Origin of the sequence: Brevundimonas sp., from assembly GCF_041911375.1 — a bacterium.
Classification (GTDB): domain Bacteria; phylum Pseudomonadota; class Alphaproteobacteria; order Caulobacterales; family Caulobacteraceae; genus Brevundimonas.
Window position 1 is genome coordinate 1 of record NZ_JAYRPA010000085.1, and the last position, 15,460, is coordinate 15,460.

At 68.8% G+C, this 15,460-nt stretch carries 18 protein-coding genes and 1 pseudogene; 5 read left to right on the forward strand and 14 right to left on the reverse strand.

Translation table 11 applies throughout. The features are described 5' to 3' along the window. From ACE3PU_RS14395 to ACE3PU_RS14425, 7 genes and pseudogenes are all read right to left on the reverse strand, one after another. Positions 1-163 (reverse strand): annotated as a pseudogene (locus ACE3PU_RS14395) (UTP--glucose-1-phosphate uridylyltransferase); the annotation flags it as partial. 81 nt (positions 164-244) lie between these two features. Next, positions 245-1,315, reverse strand: a complete 1,071-nt coding sequence (locus ACE3PU_RS14400) for a substrate-binding domain-containing protein (RefSeq protein WP_374390788.1) — start codon at positions 1,313-1,315, stop codon at positions 245-247. 64 nt (positions 1,316-1,379) lie between these two features. Next, positions 1,380-2,270 carry a phosphonate ABC transporter, permease protein PhnE gene (gene phnE / locus ACE3PU_RS14405; protein WP_374390789.1) on the reverse strand — a complete coding sequence of 297 codons (891 nt, stop codon included), beginning with the start codon at positions 2,268-2,270 and terminating at the stop codon, positions 1,380-1,382. Further along, positions 2,267-3,295: a phosphate/phosphite/phosphonate ABC transporter substrate-binding protein gene (gene phnD, locus ACE3PU_RS14410; protein WP_374390790.1), complete on the reverse strand. Its 1,029-nt coding sequence runs from the start codon at positions 3,293-3,295 to the stop codon at positions 2,267-2,269. The genes phnE and phnD overlap by 4 nt, the downstream gene beginning before the upstream one ends. After that, complete coding sequence (phnC, locus tag ACE3PU_RS14415) at positions 3,292-4,101, reverse strand: phosphonate ABC transporter ATP-binding protein (RefSeq protein WP_374390791.1); 810 nt, start codon at positions 4,099-4,101, stop codon at positions 3,292-3,294. Before phnC ends, phnD begins: the two co-directional genes overlap by 4 nt. 109 nt (positions 4,102-4,210) lie before the next feature. Further along, complete coding sequence (locus ACE3PU_RS14420; RefSeq protein ID WP_374390792.1) at positions 4,211-5,317, reverse strand: DUF2254 domain-containing protein; 1,107 nt, start codon at positions 5,315-5,317, stop codon at positions 4,211-4,213. Next, positions 5,275-5,445, reverse strand: a complete 171-nt coding sequence (locus ACE3PU_RS14425; RefSeq protein WP_374390793.1) for a hypothetical protein — start codon at positions 5,443-5,445, stop codon at positions 5,275-5,277. Before ACE3PU_RS14425 ends, ACE3PU_RS14420 begins: the two co-directional genes overlap by 43 nt. 194 nt (positions 5,446-5,639) lie before the next feature. Between ACE3PU_RS14425 and ACE3PU_RS14430 the strand changes: the two genes are divergently transcribed. Together ACE3PU_RS14430 and ACE3PU_RS14435 are read left to right on the forward strand one after the other, a co-directional pair. Beyond that, positions 5,640-6,902 (forward strand): type III PLP-dependent enzyme, encoded by a 1,263-nt coding sequence (locus tag ACE3PU_RS14430; RefSeq protein WP_374390794.1) that lies wholly within the window; start codon positions 5,640-5,642, stop codon positions 6,900-6,902. A 123-nt stretch (positions 6,903-7,025) separates the two neighbouring features. After that, positions 7,026-8,081: a deoxyhypusine synthase gene (locus ACE3PU_RS14435; protein WP_374390795.1), complete on the forward strand. Its 1,056-nt coding sequence runs from the start codon at positions 7,026-7,028 to the stop codon at positions 8,079-8,081. 2 nt (positions 8,082-8,083) lie between these two features. Here the strand turns inward: ACE3PU_RS14435 and ACE3PU_RS14440 are convergent, their stop codons facing one another. From ACE3PU_RS14440 to ACE3PU_RS14450, 3 genes are read right to left on the reverse strand one after another with little or no spacing between them, the layout of a single operon-like run. Beyond that, the gene (locus ACE3PU_RS14440) at positions 8,084-8,521 is read right to left on the reverse strand and encodes an endonuclease domain-containing protein (RefSeq protein WP_374390796.1); all 438 of its coding nucleotides are present in this window, start codon (positions 8,519-8,521) and stop codon (positions 8,084-8,086) included. 44 nt (positions 8,522-8,565) lie between these two features. Next, the gene (locus tag ACE3PU_RS14445; RefSeq protein ID WP_374390797.1) at positions 8,566-9,141 is read right to left on the reverse strand and encodes a cob(I)yrinic acid a,c-diamide adenosyltransferase; all 576 of its coding nucleotides are present in this window, start codon (positions 9,139-9,141) and stop codon (positions 8,566-8,568) included. Then, on the reverse strand, positions 9,141-9,344 hold the full coding sequence (locus ACE3PU_RS14450) for a twin transmembrane helix small protein (protein ID WP_374390798.1): 204 nt from the start codon (positions 9,342-9,344) through the stop codon (positions 9,141-9,143). Before ACE3PU_RS14450 ends, ACE3PU_RS14445 begins: the two co-directional genes overlap by 1 nt. Before the next feature lie 325 nt (positions 9,345-9,669). Between ACE3PU_RS14450 and ACE3PU_RS14455 the strand changes: the two genes are divergently transcribed. Beyond that, positions 9,670-10,824: a hypothetical protein gene (locus ACE3PU_RS14455; RefSeq protein ID WP_374390799.1), complete on the forward strand. Its 1,155-nt coding sequence runs from the start codon at positions 9,670-9,672 to the stop codon at positions 10,822-10,824. 32 nt (positions 10,825-10,856) lie between these two features. Here ACE3PU_RS14455 and ACE3PU_RS14460 read toward each other — a convergent pair whose 3' ends face one another. Genes ACE3PU_RS14460 through ACE3PU_RS14470 form a run of 3 tightly spaced genes read right to left on the reverse strand, consistent with a single transcriptional unit; the run spans position 10,857 to position 12,328 of the window. Further along, complete coding sequence (locus ACE3PU_RS14460) at positions 10,857-11,468, reverse strand: Smr/MutS family protein (RefSeq protein WP_374390800.1); 612 nt, start codon at positions 11,466-11,468, stop codon at positions 10,857-10,859. Beyond that, complete coding sequence (locus ACE3PU_RS14465) at positions 11,465-11,701, reverse strand: helix-turn-helix domain-containing protein (RefSeq protein WP_374390801.1); 237 nt, start codon at positions 11,699-11,701, stop codon at positions 11,465-11,467. The genes ACE3PU_RS14460 and ACE3PU_RS14465 overlap by 4 nt, the downstream gene beginning before the upstream one ends. A 24-nt stretch (positions 11,702-11,725) precedes the next feature. Next, positions 11,726-12,328, reverse strand: coding sequence for a DUF2975 domain-containing protein (locus ACE3PU_RS14470; RefSeq protein WP_374390802.1), 603 nt, complete (start codon positions 12,326-12,328; stop codon positions 11,726-11,728). A gap of 471 nt (positions 12,329-12,799) precedes the next feature. Here ACE3PU_RS14470 and ACE3PU_RS14475 point away from each other — a divergent pair, with 471 nt between their 5' ends. Beyond that, positions 12,800-13,402 carry a non-canonical purine NTP pyrophosphatase gene (locus ACE3PU_RS14475; RefSeq protein WP_374390803.1) on the forward strand — a complete coding sequence of 201 codons (603 nt, stop codon included), beginning with the start codon at positions 12,800-12,802 and terminating at the stop codon, positions 13,400-13,402. After that, positions 13,395-14,555, forward strand: coding sequence for a radical SAM family heme chaperone HemW (gene hemW, locus ACE3PU_RS14480; protein ID WP_374390804.1), 1,161 nt, complete (start codon positions 13,395-13,397; stop codon positions 14,553-14,555). Before ACE3PU_RS14475 ends, hemW begins: the two co-directional genes overlap by 8 nt. A gap of 12 nt (positions 14,556-14,567) precedes the next feature. On the opposite strand, the gene ACE3PU_RS14485 is transcribed toward hemW, so the two are convergent. Next, the coding region (locus ACE3PU_RS14485) for a GNAT family N-acetyltransferase (RefSeq protein ID WP_374390805.1) at positions 14,568-15,460 on the reverse strand (893 nt) is incomplete at its 5' end.

Genomic DNA, 15,460 nt, shown 5'->3' on the forward strand with positions numbered 1-15,460 from the left:
CGATCCCGGCCTCGCGCGCCTCTTCCACGATGTAGGAGAGGATGGGCCGGTCGACGACGTTGAGCAGTTCCTTGGGCGTGGTCTTGGTGCCCGGAAGAACCCGGGTGCCGAGGCCCGCGACGGGCAGAACGGCCTTGCGCAGGCGCGCGGGAGTGGGGGTCATGTAGGATCCTGACAGCTGTCCCGCCCCTTCTAGCCGGTGCGGACCGGCGAAAGAAAGGGCGGGACGGCTATCGGTTCCGCATCAGCTGGCGGGGCGCTGCATCGGCGTCATCGCCGACGCCACCGCGCGCTGGGCGGTCAGCTGGTCTTGCGGCAGCGGGATCAGGCCGCGGTCCTGAAGATAGCCGCCGCGACCGGCGGCGCCTTCCGACAGGAACTCCTGCACGAACTGCTGCAGTCCCGGCGTCACGCCGATGTGGGCCTTCTTCACATAGATGTAGAGGCTGCGCGACAGGGGATAGGAGCCGTCGGCGATGGTGTCGGCGTTGGGTTCGACCCCGTCGATCGTCTCGGCCTTCACCGTGTCGAGGTTCTGCTCCAGGAAAGAGAAGCCGAACACGCCCAGCGAGCCCGGCGTGCGGGTCAGGGTCTGGACGATGGCGTTGTCGTTCTCGCCCGAGTCGATCCAGGCGCCGTCCTCGCGCAGGGTGTGGGCGATGGCCTCGAAGCGGTCCTCGTCGCTTTCGGCCACGGCGGCGGCGGCCGGCACCAGCTTGGCGCCGGGCGTCATGCCCAGTTCCAGGAAGGCGTCGCGCGTGCCCGAGGTCGGCGGCGGGCCATAGACCTGGATGCGCTGGTTCGGCAGGGCGGCGTTGACCTGGTTCCAGGTCGTGGCCGGGTTGGCGACGAACTGGCCGCCGGCGCCGGGCACTTCCTTGGCCAGGCCTTCGTAGATGTCGTTCAGTTCGAAGTTGAAGCTGGTGCCGCTGCGCGCCGTGGCGATGACGATGCCGTCGAAGCCGATCTTCAGCTCGACGATCTCGGTGACGCCGTTCTTCTGGCACAGGTCGAACTCTGACGCCTTCATCGGGCGCGAGGCGTTGGCGATGTCCGGAGTGGTGGGGCCGACGCCCTGGCAGAAGGCCTGGATGCCGCCGCCGGTCCCCAGCGACTCGACGCGGGGCGCCGCGCCGCCGGAGGCGCGGGCGAAGGTTTCGGCCACGCGCGTGGCGAACGGGAAGACCGTGGACGATCCGGCCGACCAGATGCCGGCGCGGGCGCCGCCGCCGGACGCGCCGCCGCCGTTGTCGCCGCAGGCTGCGAGGGCCATCAGGGAAAGGGCCGAGACGGCCGTGATGAGCGCGCGTTTCATGAGACGGTTCCTTCTGTGAACGACCCGTTTAATGGAGCTTTGTGACAGTTCGGCGAGGCCGCCCTCAGAGCAGGCGCTTGCGCATCACCTGGGACAGGGTGTCGATCAGGGTCACGGCGACCACGATGACGATGGCGATGGCGGCGACGCGGCTGTAGTCGAAGGCCTGGATGCTTTCGAACAGGGTCTGGCCGATGCCGCCCGCGCCGATCAGGCCCAGCACGGTGGCCGCGCGGCTGTTCGATTCGAAGCGGTACAGGGCGAACGAGGTCCACAGCGGCGCCACCTGGGGGAAGACGCCCCAGACGATCTCGTGCAGCTGGCCGGCGCCGGTGGCGCGCACGCCCTCGACGGGGCCCTTGTCGATCGACTCGACGGCTTCCGAAAACAGCTTGGCCAGGACCCCGCCGGTGTTCAGCGCCAGGGCCAGCACCCCCGCCAGCGGACCCAGGCCGACGGCGACGATGAACAGGGTGGCGATGACCAGGTCGGGAATCGAGCGGAGCAGGTCCATGACGCGGCGCACGATGAAGACCAGCCAGCCCGGCGCGATGTTGCGCGACGCCATCAGGCTGAGCGGCAGGGCCAGGAAGACGGCCAGGAAGGTGCCCCACAGGGCGATCTGCACCGTCAGCCACATCTGGCCGGCCAGGCTGGCCGTGGGCTCGCTGAAGATCGTCTTGAACGAGGTCCAGGCGTCCCCGGGGGGGAAGATGGCGTCCCAGTCGGGCCGCAGCAGTTCGGCGCCGTAGGTCGAGATGTTCTCCGAGCCCGAGAACAGGCGCGGCAGGTTCTGCATGTCCACCTTGCCGAAGCTGGCGATCAGCACCACCGCAAGACCGCCCCACAGCAGGACGTCGAACGCCAGGGCCGACGCCGAGCGCCGGGGCGGGTTCGGGATCGCGGTCGGCGCCACGCCGCCCTTGGCGGCCATGTCGACGCGGGCTTCGGTCAAGGCTGCACCTCACGCTTGGCGCGAAGAGCCGCCAGTTCACGCTCGGCGGCGGCGACGCCGGCCTGGTCGTTCTTGGTCCGAGCCTCGGCCAGTTTCTGGTCGGCCACCATCTCGCGAACCGGATCGAGATAGGCGTCGTCGGCGGCGCGGAACATCGAATAGTTCAGCCCGGCCAGCACTTCGCGCTGGCGCTCGGCCTCGGCGCCTTCGCCCTGGCCGTAGGTCAGGAAGAAGCTGCGGATCTTCTCCTTCAGCGCCGGGTCCAGGTCTTCGCGGATCGCGATGCCGGATTCCGGGATCGGGGGCGACTGCCAGATTTCCTCGATCTGCTCTGCCAGGCGGGGGTTCTCGCGGCGCATGAAGATGGTGTTGACCGAATTGGAGGTCGCCACGTCCACCACGCCGGTCGCCACGGCGAAGGCGTTGGCCTGGTGGTTGGCCGAGCGCACGGTCGAGAAGCACTGGGCCGGCACGACGCCGCGCGGATTGAACAGGAAGGTCAGCGGCGCCAGCGTGCCCGAGGTCGACTGGGCGTCGCCGATGCCGAAGCTGTAGCGCTTTCCGCACGCCATGACGTCGTCCAGCGTGATGCCCGAGCCCTTTCGCACGATCAGGGTCGAGGTGTAGCTGTCGCGGCCTTCCGGATCGACGATGCGGGCGATGACCTCGGCCTGCGAACGGTCCACCGCTTCCAGCAGGGGCTTGGCCGACAGCCAGCCGACCTGGGTCTGGTTGAAGCGCATCGCCTCGATCAGGACGTTGTAGTTGCCGGCGAAGAAGGGCTTCACCGGCACGCCGATCGCCTTGGACATGTCGTCCAGCAGCGGTTGCCACAGCGGGCCAGACGAGGCCTGCCCCTCGGCCGACAGGATGGAGAAGGTGATCTCGGACGGCGTGGCGCCCGAGGCCTTCTTCTCGTCGCCGCCGCCGCACGAGGCCAGGCCCGTCAGCAGCAGTGCGGCGCCGGCGGCCGCGAACAGGCGGCGGGAGACTTTCCCGGCCGTGGAATTAAGGGACAGGCTCATGCCTTGGTCTCCCAGAACGCGTCCTCGAATTCAGGACCGTAGATGTCGATCAGGCGCGATTGGTCCAGCGCCGTGGAGGGGCCGTCATAGACCACCTTGCCGCCTTGCAGGGCGATGACCCGGTCGCAGTAGCGGATGGCGTAGTCGACCTGGTGCAGGGTGACGATCACGCCCATGCCGTCGCGCTTGTTCAGCTCGACCAGCAGCTCCATCACCTTGCGGGCCGAGACGGGGTCCAGCGAGGCGACGGGTTCGTCGGCCAGGATGGCCCGGGCGCCCTGAACGATGGCGCGGGCGATGGCGCCGCGCTGCTGCTGGCCGCCCGACAGGGTGTTGGCCCGCTGGCCGGCGTAGTCCGACACGCCGACGCGGTGCAGGGCGGCCATGGCCTTGTCCTTGTCCGCCTGGGGCCAGACGCCCAGCAGCCCCTTCCACGCCGGCAGGCGGCCCAGGGCGCCCAGCATGACGTTGGAGAACAGGCTGAGGCGGCCGACCAGGTTGAACTGCTGGAAGATCATGCCCAGCTTGCCGCGCGCACGACGCACCGAGCCGGTGACGCGGCCGTCCTTCTGCACCGTGTCGCCGAAGACTGCGATGGTTCCCTTGCCGCCGTCGATCGACTGCAGGCCGGTGATGGAGCGGAGAAGCGTCGATTTGCCGGAGCCCGACGGCCCGATCAGGGCGACCATCTCGCCGGAGGCGACCTCGATCGAGACGCCGTCCAGCGCCTTTCGCGATCCGAAGGTCTTCGACACGTCGCGCGCCGAGACGAGCCCGGGAGCGGCGGCGGCTGCGGATGAACTCATGAACTCGCTGGAGAGGTTGTGGCGAAGGGGCGCCGCAATACGCGGAAACGGCGTTTGGGCAACTCCTAATCGCATGGACCGGACGATTTCGTCCAGTCTCGTCTCCCGCTCAGGCGGCGGACGGGGCGTCCGGTCCGATGGCGACGACGCGCGCCAGATCGGCGGCGATGGGCAGGTCGCGCCGCGCGCGTTCCAGCGACTCGGCGGCCAACGCCTGGGCCGGGGCGGCCAGGGCGTCCAGTCGGGCCAGCGACAAAAGGCCCTTTCTCAGGCGGATCGCCACCGCGACATCTGCGGATCCATAGCGGGCGATGGGGCCGAAGACGTCATCCAGCAGGTCCGCCTCGAAGACCGAGGGCGCCAGCAGCCGGTCGCATCGCGGCGCGTCCGGCCGGGGGCGGGTCGCCCACTCCTCCAGCAGCCGCACCCCCGAGCCGATGACCTGGATCGCCGTGCCGGGATCGTTGATCCCCGCCGACAGCGCCTTGGCGGCGATCTCGCCCAGCACGATCAAGCCGAAGCGCGGGTCCTGGTCGTAGGACCGGGAATCCCCGATCGCGAAGGCGGATCGGAACGCGCCTTGCGCCTCGTCGTCGCAGTGCGGCAGATCGACCCGGGCCAGAACCTCGCCGCGCCGCACGAAGGCGCCCGGCGCCGCCACGATCTGGACCCGGCAGTCATGATCCTCGGCCACGGCCTGGAGGTGGTCCGGATCGACGTTCTGCACATAGCCCGTGGCGTCCGAGGTCACGTCGACCGCGACGTCCAGTCGGCCCGCGCGCCCGCCCAGCCAGGGATTGTCGCGTCGCTGGCCCAGCGCCCGTCGCGCCTCGGATTCGACCAGGTCGACCATGTGGCCGACCCGCGCCAGGCTGGACAGGCGGTTGATCCACGCCAGCAGGCGGAAGGCGACCAGGCCGACGACCGCCAGGCTGAACAGGAACAGGATCGCCCGGCCTTCCTGTCCGTAATAGTGCGCGTTGATCGCGGTCACCGAGACGATGGCGTAAAGGAAGGCGCCGACGAACGTGGCCAGCGACTTCTGGGTCTCGCCGTCGCTGGTGACCAGGGCCGCGACCCGCGGACTGGCCGCGCTGGACACCGAGGTGTAGGCGGTGACCATGGCCCCGACCGAAAAGGTCGCCACCCCCAGCAGGCTGGAGGCGAGCACGGTCAGGACGGACTCCACCGACTGCCCGCCCAGCCGCTCGGCCATGTCGTCGGGACCCAGGGCGCCAGCAGCACCGCCAGCAGGGACGCGGCCAGGCCCAGCCCCGCATAGGCCGAGGCCCGCACCCAGAGCTGACGCCTGAGACGGCGCCAGAAGAACAGCCAACGGTTCATGAATCCTCCGGGCCCTGAACGAAGCTGAGCCGTGGAGGTTGCGCGTGGGGCCGCGTTCGCCGCCGCCACCAAAAAACCGCTTTACATGACAGCGGGATGCCCCCATATCGCGCCTTCCGGCGGACCCCGTAGGTCTAACCGTTACGCGCTGCTAACGCCGGTCTGGGTTAACAATCAACAGGGGGTTACGTGAATTGCGCACGTACCAGCTTCCCCTGGACCTGGTCCGTGAGCGGCCTCCTGAACGTCCCGTCGCACTCGTGCGTCCGCGTTCGGTTTCCGTAGCGGCGCGCTGGTTCCAGGATAATCTGAAAGCCGACGTCTTCTACGCCGTGAAGGCGAATCCGTCGCGTTGGGTCATCGAAACGCTGGTCGAAGCCGGCGTGCGCGGCTTCGACGTGGCGTCGCTGGCCGAGATCGAGCTCGTCCGCTCGGTCACGACCGACGCGCGTCTGGCCTTCATGCACCCGGTCAAGAGCCGGGCGGCCATCACCAAGGCCTATTTCGACCATGGCGTGCGCACCTTCTCGCTGGACTGCGTGGAGGAGCTGAACAAGATCCTCGACGCCACCGGCGGCGCGGACGACCTGAACCTGGTCGTGCGCATGGCGGTCTCGGCCGACGGCGCGGCCTATACGCTGTCGGGCAAGTTCGGCGTGTCCTCGGACCAGGCCCCGGCCCTGCTGCTGGCGACCCGCCAGGCGGTGAAGGACGGCCTGATGGGCGTCAGCTTCCACGTCGGGTCCCAGTGCATGCGCCCGACCGCCTACCAGGCGGCCATGGCCCAGATCGGCCGTTCGATCAGCCGCGCGGGCGTGATCGTCGACATCGTCGATGTCGGCGGCGGCTTCCCGTCGGTCTATCCGGGCATGGTCCCGCCGGACATGAGCGAATACGCCGACGCCATCCACCGCGGCTTCGCCGAGATGCCGGTTTCGGAAACGACCGAGCTGTGGTGCGAACCCGGCCGGGCGCTCGTGGCCGAAAGCTCCTCGGTGCTGGCCCGTGTGGACCTGCGCAAGGGCGACGCCCTGTATCTGAACGACGGCTCCTACGGCTCGCTGTTCGACGCGACCCACTCGCGCTGGCCCTTCCCGACCAAGCTGGTCCGGGACGGCGGCAGCGCCGGCGAGTTGAAGGCGTTCCAGTTCTACGGTCCGACCTGCGATTCCATCGACCACATGCCGGGCCCGTTCTGGCTGCCGGCCGACATTCGCGAAGGCGACTATATCGAGATCGGCATGCTGGGCGCCTATGGCGTGGCCATGACGACGGGCTTCAACGGCTATGGCGAACATGACGTCGCCGCGGTCGAGGACGCCCCGATGGCTTCGCTCTATGGCCTGGCGCCGCGCTCCATTCCGACCGTGCGCACCACGGCGGAGGAGACCGCCCGCAAGGTCGTGCGCTTGTCACGTCCCAAGGGTAAGGCCGGCCAGCGCAAACGCCGGAAGTAACCTCGCATTGCGTCGCCCCCGGGAACCGTTCCGGGGGTGACGGTCTATCAGGACCGTCGGTCGCTCCGTCCCGACGGTCCCGTTGTTTCCGACGGGCGCTCAAATCAAAGGGAAACCTCCGAAATGAACGCTCCCGTTCAATCGAACACCAAGGCCCAGCTGCTGCAGAACGTCGTCGAGCACGTCGACATCACCAGCTTCGACGCCCGGCCGATCATCGACTCGATGCGCAAGATGTCGTTCTCGTCGCGCGACACCGCCCGCGCCGCCGACATCTTCAACATGGCGCTGGAGGACCAGGACTGCTCGCCGTGGCTGATCCTGGCCGGTTCGACCTCGGCCGGCGGCTGCATGCACGTGTACCGCGACATGGTGAAGTTCGGCATGATCGACGCCGTGGTCGCCACCGGCGCCTCGATCGTCGACATGGATTTCTTCGAGGCCCTGGGCTTCAAGCACTATCAGGCCGCCGGCGAGGTGGACGACAACGTCCTGCGCGACAACTACATCGACCGGATCTACGACACCTACATCGACGAGGAAGAGCTCCAGGCCTGCGACCACACGATTCTCGAGATCGCCAACCGTCTGGAGCCGCGCGGCTATTCCAGCCGTGAGTTCATCTGGGAGATGGGCAAGTGGCTGTCGGAGGGCAACGCCAAGAAGGAAGGCAGCCTGATCCAGACCGCCTATGAGATGGGCGTGCCGATCTTCTGCCCGGCGTTCGTGGACTCCTCGGCCGGCTTCGGCCTGGTCAAGCACCAGAAGGAGCGGGCCGCTGCTGGCCAGCCCTACATGATGCTGGACGCCATCGCCGACTTCCGCGAACTGACCGACATCAAGATCGCCGCGGGCGTTACCGGCCTGTTCATGGTCGGCGGCGGGGTGCCGAAGAACTTCGCCCAGGACACCGTCGTCTGCGCCGAGATCCTGGGGATCGAGGCCGAGATGCACCGCTATGCGGTTCAGATCACGGTCGCCGACGTCCGCGACGGCGCCTGCTCGTCCTCGACGCTGAAGGAAGCCGCGTCGTGGGGCAAGGTGCAGACCACCCACGAGCAGATGGTGTTCGCCGAGGCCACCACCGTCGTGCCGCTGATCGGCTCGGACGCCTACCACCGCGCCGCCTGGAAGAACCGCACGCCGCGCCGCTGGCAGAAGCTGTTCGAAAAGGCCTGAGCCTAATCTCTTGGTCCCTTCTCCCCACGGGGGAGAAGGTGGCCGGCGGAGCCGGTCGGATGAGGGGATTGTCTCCGCCCCTCCGCATGTCGCCGTATGGCCTCCAGCACCACCGCGGGGTTCCTCGAAAAGTCCGCGTTCCGGAAGCGCAGCACCGTATAGCCCGCGATACGCAGCCGCTCATCCCGCGCCGCGTCCCGAGCCCCGTGCAGGTCATGCACCCCGCCGTCCAGCTCGAGGATCAGCCTGATCTCATGGCAGGCGAAATCGGCGATGGCGCCTGCGACTGGCGCCTGACGGCGGAACTTCAGGTCGTCCAGTCGCCGATTGCGCAGCATCGACCACAGGATCGCCTCCGCGCCGGTCATGACGGCGCGAAGACGTCTCGACTGCCTGGTGCTTCTCGGCGACTGCCACATCCGCGTCCGGCGCCCCCTCATCCGACCCGCTCCGCGGGCCACCTTCTCCCCCGAGGGGAGAAGGATCAAGCGCGCGTCGCGCCCGGCTTCCACTTCACGTCGCCGGCCCCGTTGGCGTTGGCTCGGCGGGCGGCGACGAACAGGTGGTCGGACAGGCGGTTGAGGTATTTCACCGCCTCGGGGTTCACCGCCTCGCCGGACTCCATCAGCCCAATGGCCTCGCGTTCGGCGCGGCGGCAGACGGTGCGCGCCAGGTGCAGGTGCGCCGACAGGGGAGACCCCCCCGGCAGGATGAAGCTGTCCAGCGCCTTGAGGCTTTCGTTCATCCAGTCGATCTCGGATTCCAGCCGCTCGGTCTGGCTTTCGACGATGCGCAGCGCCTCCCAGGCGGGCGGCGGCTCCAGCGGCGTGGCCAGATCGGCGCCCAGGTCGAACAGCTCGTTCTGGATCCGGCCCAGCATGGCGTCGATCCGGTCGTTCTGGCCGCTGTTCAGCCGCGCCACGCCCAGCACAGCGTTCAACTCGTCCACCGTGCCATAGGCGGCGACCCGCGGGTCCGTCTTGGACACCGACGCCCCGGACGCCAGACGGGTGCGGCCGTCGTCGCCGGTGCGGGTGTAGATCTTGTTCAGCACCACCATCAGCCGTGGCTCGTCGCTTTCCACAGCATGCCGGCGACCAGCACCAGCACCGCCACCGCCTGCAGGCCGACCCGCAGCCGCATCAGGCGGTTCGAGTTCGACCGCGCATAGGCGCCGCCCCGAAACAGCGAATACAGGCCAAAGCCCAGGGTGATGCTGACGGCGGCGACGGCGATCAGGACCAGGATGTCGAACATCTGCATGCCCCTGTCTTAATCCTCTGGCCGACCGCGCGCCAGCCGCCCGGCCAGGGGTGCGACCCTTGCGTCAACCCGCGCGTCGACAATCTGCTGGGTCGCGACGTCTCAACCGATGACGCCGAGTCTCGCGATCCGGGCGGCAACGGTGATTACCGGGCGTGGACGGGGCGCTCTTCTTCGATCGCTACAACAACAAGGACAAAGGACGCAGCTTCTGGGGCGGCCTGAACCCCCGGTTCTGATCCGGATCTTGCGCGAAACGCTGATCATCGCAGCTAAGCCGTTGGTCATCTTTGTGTGACAGGGTGCCTCATCCGAGGAAAGCCTCATGACCGATCGCGCCGTCCGAAATCTGGAACATCTCCGCGGCTCAGCCTCCACCGCCCGCGTGCTGAACCTGCTGCGCGTCTGGGAGGAGAATGGCGACAGCCGCTCCGACGGCGCCGTGCGCAACCCCGACTGGGCCGCGCGCCCGATCTTTCGCACCGCCGCCCTGAACCGAGCGTTGATCATCAAGCACCGGCTGCGCCGCAACGAGTTCGATCTGTTTACCGGCCGGCGGCAGGTGGCGACCAAGATCGTCATCCCCATCGAGGACAGCGATCTGAAGACCGGCGGCCGCTACGTCTTCGTCAACCAGATCGGCTTCGAACGGTCGATGATGGAGGCCTTCGGCGTCCCGGCGACCCATCCCGACATCGAGACGCTGCGACTGATCGACCGGCTGCCGTCGCTTGACCCCTTCCTGCTGCGCGAACAGCTGAGGCGCGGCGGGCTGGACCCCGCGCCCTGCTACTTCTCCATCAGCGACGGCGACCTGGTGCGGATGACCGCCTTTGTGCGCAGCGAGATCGAACCGCTGGTGACGCTCAGCCTGGGCGGGGAAGGCGTGACCGGGACCCAGGATTCGGCCTCCCGCATGGCGTCCAAGATCCTGTCCAACACGCCCGGCAACCAGCTGGACGCGCTGCGCCTGACGCTGCGCCTGGCGCCGGAGCAGTACGAGGAGGGCGTCTTCTGCTGGAAAGGCTTCCTCTACTACAAGTGGACGCTGGGGGCGCTGCTGTGCGACGTCGCCGCGGTGGCCGAGGCCGTGCGCACCATCCGCCCGGTCGGCAAGGTCGATTCCCAGGCCAAGGAATATCTGACGCGCGGCCGCAGCGTGCTGCGCAGCCGCATCATCAAGACCTGCGACGAGGTCAGCCGCACCCTGCGCGTCTATGACGACGCCTACGCCAAGCTGACCCAGGAGGGGCGGCCCATCGCCTTCCGCGACTTCCTGCTGGACGCGCCGTCGATGTTCTCGCGCCTGGGCGACCAGCTGGGCGCGGTCCAGCACATCGTCAGCTACTGGCGCTTCCGCTTCGGCCCCGGCGCCCCGGCCGTGAACGTCGAAGAGCTGATGGACATCTTCATGGACTTCGAGACCGGCCTGCTGGGTCGCGGCGAGACGGCCGACATGGTCGGCACCCTGGCCGCCTAGAGCGAGATCGGTCCGCCTCAGCCGATCACGCTCTACGCCTTGCGGCGCAGGGTGACGTAGAAGGCGCCGTTCCCGCCGTGACGCTGGTGGGCGACCGTATAGCCCGAGACGATCGTGCGCAGCGCCGGCGCGTGCATCCACTCGGCGAAGGACGCGCGGATCACCCCGCCGCCCAGCCGTCCCTGTCCGGTGATCACCAGCACGGCCCGCATGCCGCGCGCCTGGCACGCGGTCAGAAAGCCGCGCAACTGGTCCTCGGCCTCGAACCGGCCGAAGCCGTGCAGGTCGATGCGCGCCTCGATCGGATCGCGTTCGCGCGTCAGGCGGCGCTTGCGGTTCGGTTCGACATCCTCAGGCGGAGCGGCCTTGCGAGGCGAGGGCTTCGACGGCGCGGGCGAAGGGGTCGGGGGCGCGCGTCGCTGCGTCGTACGGGGCGGGACGAGTTCGCGCCTGGCGGTCCTCGTCTGATCGGTCGCCTCAGACCGGGCCGGCGCCCCCGGGTCTTCGACCGGGCCGGCGACCAGCTGAACGCGGGGCGGCTTGCGTTTGCGGGGCGGGGTGACGGTCCCGGTCACGCGCTGCCACAGGCGGCGGTCGTCCGGGCTCAGGCCGTCATCGGGGGACGCGGGCGGCCGGCGCTTCATTCCGCATCGTCGTCGAACGCCTCGGCCGGGCCGGGCTCGTGAACCAGCAGGTCGCCGGGCTGGCACTCCAGCTCGCGGCACAGGGCGTCCAGGGTGGAGAAGCGCACCGCGCGCGCCTTGCCGGTCTTGAGGATCGACAGGTTCGCCACCGTCACCCCGACCCGGTCAGCGAGCTCGGTCAGCGACATGCGGCGTTCGACGAGGACGCGATCGAGCTGGACGCGAATAGCCATGCGATAGTCCCTACCGGAAACGGCTCAGATCGTCAGTTCGGATTCGCGGCGAAGGCGCGCGCCTTCGCGGAACACCTCCGCCAGCACGAAGACGATCAGTACGGAAAAGATCGGCGTCAGCAGTTCGCCGATCCCCTGCGGCTCCATGACGCCGGGGGCCAGGCGCGCCGCGACGAAGCTCTGGGCCGCCCACACGCCGCCGGTCACGACGGCCAGGATCAGCCCGATCTGGCGCAGGCGGCGCACGTTCTGGGGATGAAAGGGATCGCCGATGGTCAGGGTGCGGAAGATGCGGCGCAGGCTGCGCAAGATCAGCATGAAGCCCCCGAAATAGGCCGTCACGGCCCCCAGGCCGAACAGCAGCAGCATCCGCGTCAGGGGCAGCTGGCGGCCGCCGGAATCGCCGCTGACGGTGACGTTCACATTGTCCAGCGGAATGAAGACGGCGGCGATCAGAAGCAGCACGAGGACGCCGGTGATCAGGGCCAGCAGCACATAGGCGACGTCCAGGGCGATCTTCAGCACGCTGGAGACGGAGCCGGGCCCCAGGCCACGGACGGACGACAGAAAGTCGGGGTTGTGCGCTCCGGCGGGCTTCGGCGTCGATCGCAACGTCGGCAGGCGCATGGAAGATCGGCCTTTCAGGCCGGAAGGAAGGGCGCGAGGGCCGCGCGGGGTCCGGCGAACCCGCACGCGGCTCCATACATCGCGGTCTTCATCGAGATCGTCAAAGCTCTCTTGATCGAAACTGAGGTACGCTTCAGTGAGGCGATCAGAAAGCCTGGACCAGGATGGCGACCAGGGCGGTCGGCAGGGCGGCGATCAGAACCGTGCTGACGAAAGCAGCGCCGACCTTGTCCAGCCACATCGAGGTGTTCATCGTATGCATCGTATTTCTCCGTTGATCCTGAAGGGACGATTTTCGCCCCGTTGATTTGTTTGTCCGCATGATGTTTTCCGATTTCTCGGAAAGTCCGGAACGTTGCGGCCCCGTTCCTGATGTTCACAAGATAGGCTGTGCCCAGCGGAAAATCACGTTACATATCGTTTAACGATATTAAACTTTGGCAATGGACTGTTTCAGGGGCGTGATCGTCGATGAATCTCAGGCTTATCAAGGGGATGCGGATCGTCGCCGCCACCCATAATCCCGGCAAGGCGCGCGAGATCGAGGCGCTGCTGGATGGAGATTACCGGATCGTCACCGCCGGCGAGCTGAACCTGCCCGAACCGGACGAGACCGAGAGCACCTTCGTCGGCAACGCCATGCTGAAGGCGCGCCATGCGGCCCTGCTGTCGGGCGAGGTTTCGCTGGCCGACGATTCCGGGCTCTCGGTCGCGGCCCTGGACGGCGCGCCGGGCATCTTCTCCGCGCGCTGGGCCGGACCGTCCAAGGATTTCGCCGTCGCCATGAAGAAGGTCGAGGACCGGCTGGACGAAATCGGCTCCACCGACCGTCGCGCCTGGTTCACCTCGGCCTTGGCCGTGGCCTGGCCGGACGGGCCCTGCGTCGTGGTCGAGGGCGTGGTCCACGGCGAACTGACCTTCCCGCCGCGCGGCGCGCGGGGCTTCGGCTACGATCCGATCTTCATCCCCGAGGGCCAGACCCTGACCTATGGCGAGCTGGAACCCGCCGTGAAGGAGGCCGACAGCCACCGCACGCGCGCCTTCATGAAGCTGAAGGCGGCGCTGATTGACTGATCCCCTCGATCCGGGGACGGACGTCGGCCTCTATGTCCACTGGCCCTATTGTTCGCGCATCTGCCCGTACTGCGACTTCAACGTGGTGCGCGACCGGGGCCGGGGCGAGGAGCAGGCGGCGCTGGCCGAGGCCATCTTAGCCGACCTGGAGGCGCAGGCGGCTTTGACGGGTCCGCGCCGCCTGGCCTCCATCTTCTTCGGAGGCGGCACGCCGTCGCTGATGGACCCGGCCGCCGTCGCGGCCGTCATCGCTCGCGCCCGGACGCTGTTCCCGCCGCGCGGCGACATCGAGATCACCCTGGAGGCCAATCCCACCGACGCGGAGGCCGGCCGCTTCGCCGCCCTGGCCGAGGCCGGCGTCAACCGGCTATCGATGGGGGTGCAGGCGCTGGACGACGCCTCCCTGGCCAGTCTGGGGCGCAACCATTCGGCGGCCGAGGCCCTGCGCGCCGTGGAGCTGGCCGGGCGGCTTTTCCCCCGCCTGTCGATCGACCTGATCTACGCCCGACCCGGCCAGACCCCCGACGCCTGGGCGCGGGAGCTGACGGCCGCCCTGGCCCTGGGGTTCGAGCATGTCTCGCCCTATCAGCTGACCATCGAGGCCGAGACCGCCTTCGGTCGCGCGCTGCGGCGCGGAACGCTGGTCCCCCCCGATGAGGACGGCGCCGCGGCCCTGTACGAGACCACCCAGGCCGTGCTGGGCGCGGCCGGGTTCGACGCCTATGAGGTCTCCAACCACGCCCGGAACGCGGCCGCCCGCTCGGCGCACAATCTCCACGTCTGGCGCGGGGGCGACTATCTGGGCCTGGGACCCGGGGCGCATGGGCGGCTGACGCTGGACGGCCTTCGCACCGCCACGGTCGCCCATCGCCGGATCGCCGACTATGTCTCCGGCGTCGCCTCGGGCGCGCCCTGGTCGGACCGCGAGGCCCTGTCGCCGCGGGACGCGGCCGAGGAACGGCTGCTGCTCGGCCTGCGCACCACGGAGGGGGCGCCCGCCGCCCTGCTGGGGCCCCTGGACCTGTCTGGCGAGGATGGGCCGGTCGCGGACCTGGTCGCCGAGGGCTTTCTGACGATGCGCGCCGGCCGGCTGATCGCGACGCCCAGGGGCCGGCCCGTGCTGGACGGCGTGCTGAAGGCCCTTTTGACCTAGAGCGAAATCCGCCTAGCCCTTGCGCAGGCCCAGCATGCCCAGCCAACCGCCGCTGGTCAGCAGCGCCACGTCGAGCAGGGCCAGGGCCAGCGGCGTCGAGGCGGGGGCGGCGATGAAGCGCGGCGCCCAGCGCGGGCCGAACTTGGACTTGTAGCTGCGCAGACCCTGGAAGCCGTACAGCGCCCCGCCCTCTTCGAACACCAGGGCGCCGACGCGGGCGAAGACCGGCGCCAGCCGCCGGTCCTCCAGCCCCGCCAGCGGCGCCATGCCCAGGTCGAACCGCGCGATCCCTTCCGCCTTGGCCCACTGGATGCAGCGCGTGAACAGATAATCCATCACACCGTGCGGCGCCTGGGGACTGTAGCGCATCAGGTCGACCGCCGCCTCGTTCGGCGTGACCAGAAGGTTGGCGAAAGCGACGACGCGCCCGCCTTCCCGCATCACCGCCAGCGGCGTCAGGTCCAGATAGTCGATGTCGAACCGCCCCATCGAAAAGGCCTTCTCCTCGCCGTTGTGCATTCCCAGCCAGGCTTCCGACGCCGCCCTCAGCTCCGCCTCCAGCGGACGCGCGGAGCCGGGCGGCAGCACCTCGAATGCGCCCCCCTCGCGCTCGGCGCGGTTCACGGCGGTGCGCAGGTTCTGCTTGCCCTTGCCCTCGGTGGTGAAGACGGCCGTGTCGACGACGGCGGTCTCGCCGACCTTGCGCACCGCCAGCCCCATGGTGGCCAGGTCGCCCAGCATCTCTTCGCCTACGGAATAGAAGACGGGCGCGCCGCCGTAGCTGTCGGCCAATTCGGCGAAGGCCCACAGGAGGTCCTGCCGCTCCTCCAGCGGGCCGGCCGGTTCGCCCATCACGATCCATCGCCGCCCGCGCACCCGATAGGCCAGGAAGCTGCGGCCCGACG

Coding starts and splice junctions, on each gene's coding strand:
- ACE3PU_RS14400 (WP_374390788.1), bottom strand. CDS start 1,315: ATGAAACGCGCGCTCATCACGGCCGTCTCGGCCCTTTCCCTGATGGCC.
- phnD (WP_374390790.1), bottom strand. CDS start 3,295: ATGAGCCTGTCCCTTAATTCCACGGCCGGGAAAGTCTCCCGCCGCCTG.
- phnC (WP_374390791.1), bottom strand. CDS start 4,101: ATGAGTTCATCCGCAGCCGCCGCCGCTCCCGGGCTCGTCTCGGCGCGC.
- ACE3PU_RS14420 (WP_374390792.1), bottom strand. CDS start 5,317: ATGGCCGAGCGGCTGGGCGGGCAGTCGGTGGAGTCCGTCCTGACCGTG.
- ACE3PU_RS14425 (WP_374390793.1), bottom strand. CDS start 5,445: ATGAACCGTTGGCTGTTCTTCTGGCGCCGTCTCAGGCGTCAGCTCTGG.
- ACE3PU_RS14435 (WP_374390795.1), top strand. CDS start 7,026: ATGAACGCTCCCGTTCAATCGAACACCAAGGCCCAGCTGCTGCAGAAC.
- ACE3PU_RS14440 (WP_374390796.1), bottom strand. CDS start 8,521: ATGAGGGGGCGCCGGACGCGGATGTGGCAGTCGCCGAGAAGCACCAGG.
- ACE3PU_RS14445 (WP_374390797.1), bottom strand. CDS start 9,141: ATGGTGGTGCTGAACAAGATCTACACCCGCACCGGCGACGACGGCCGC.
- ACE3PU_RS14450 (WP_374390798.1), bottom strand. CDS start 9,344: ATGCAGATGTTCGACATCCTGGTCCTGATCGCCGTCGCCGCCGTCAGC.
- ACE3PU_RS14455 (WP_374390799.1), top strand. CDS start 9,670: ATGACCGATCGCGCCGTCCGAAATCTGGAACATCTCCGCGGCTCAGCC.
- ACE3PU_RS14460 (WP_374390800.1), bottom strand. CDS start 11,468: ATGAAGCGCCGGCCGCCCGCGTCCCCCGATGACGGCCTGAGCCCGGAC.
- ACE3PU_RS14465 (WP_374390801.1), bottom strand. CDS start 11,701: ATGGCTATTCGCGTCCAGCTCGATCGCGTCCTCGTCGAACGCCGCATG.
- ACE3PU_RS14470 (WP_374390802.1), bottom strand. CDS start 12,328: ATGCGCCTGCCGACGTTGCGATCGACGCCGAAGCCCGCCGGAGCGCAC.
- ACE3PU_RS14475 (WP_374390803.1), top strand. CDS start 12,800: ATGAATCTCAGGCTTATCAAGGGGATGCGGATCGTCGCCGCCACCCAT.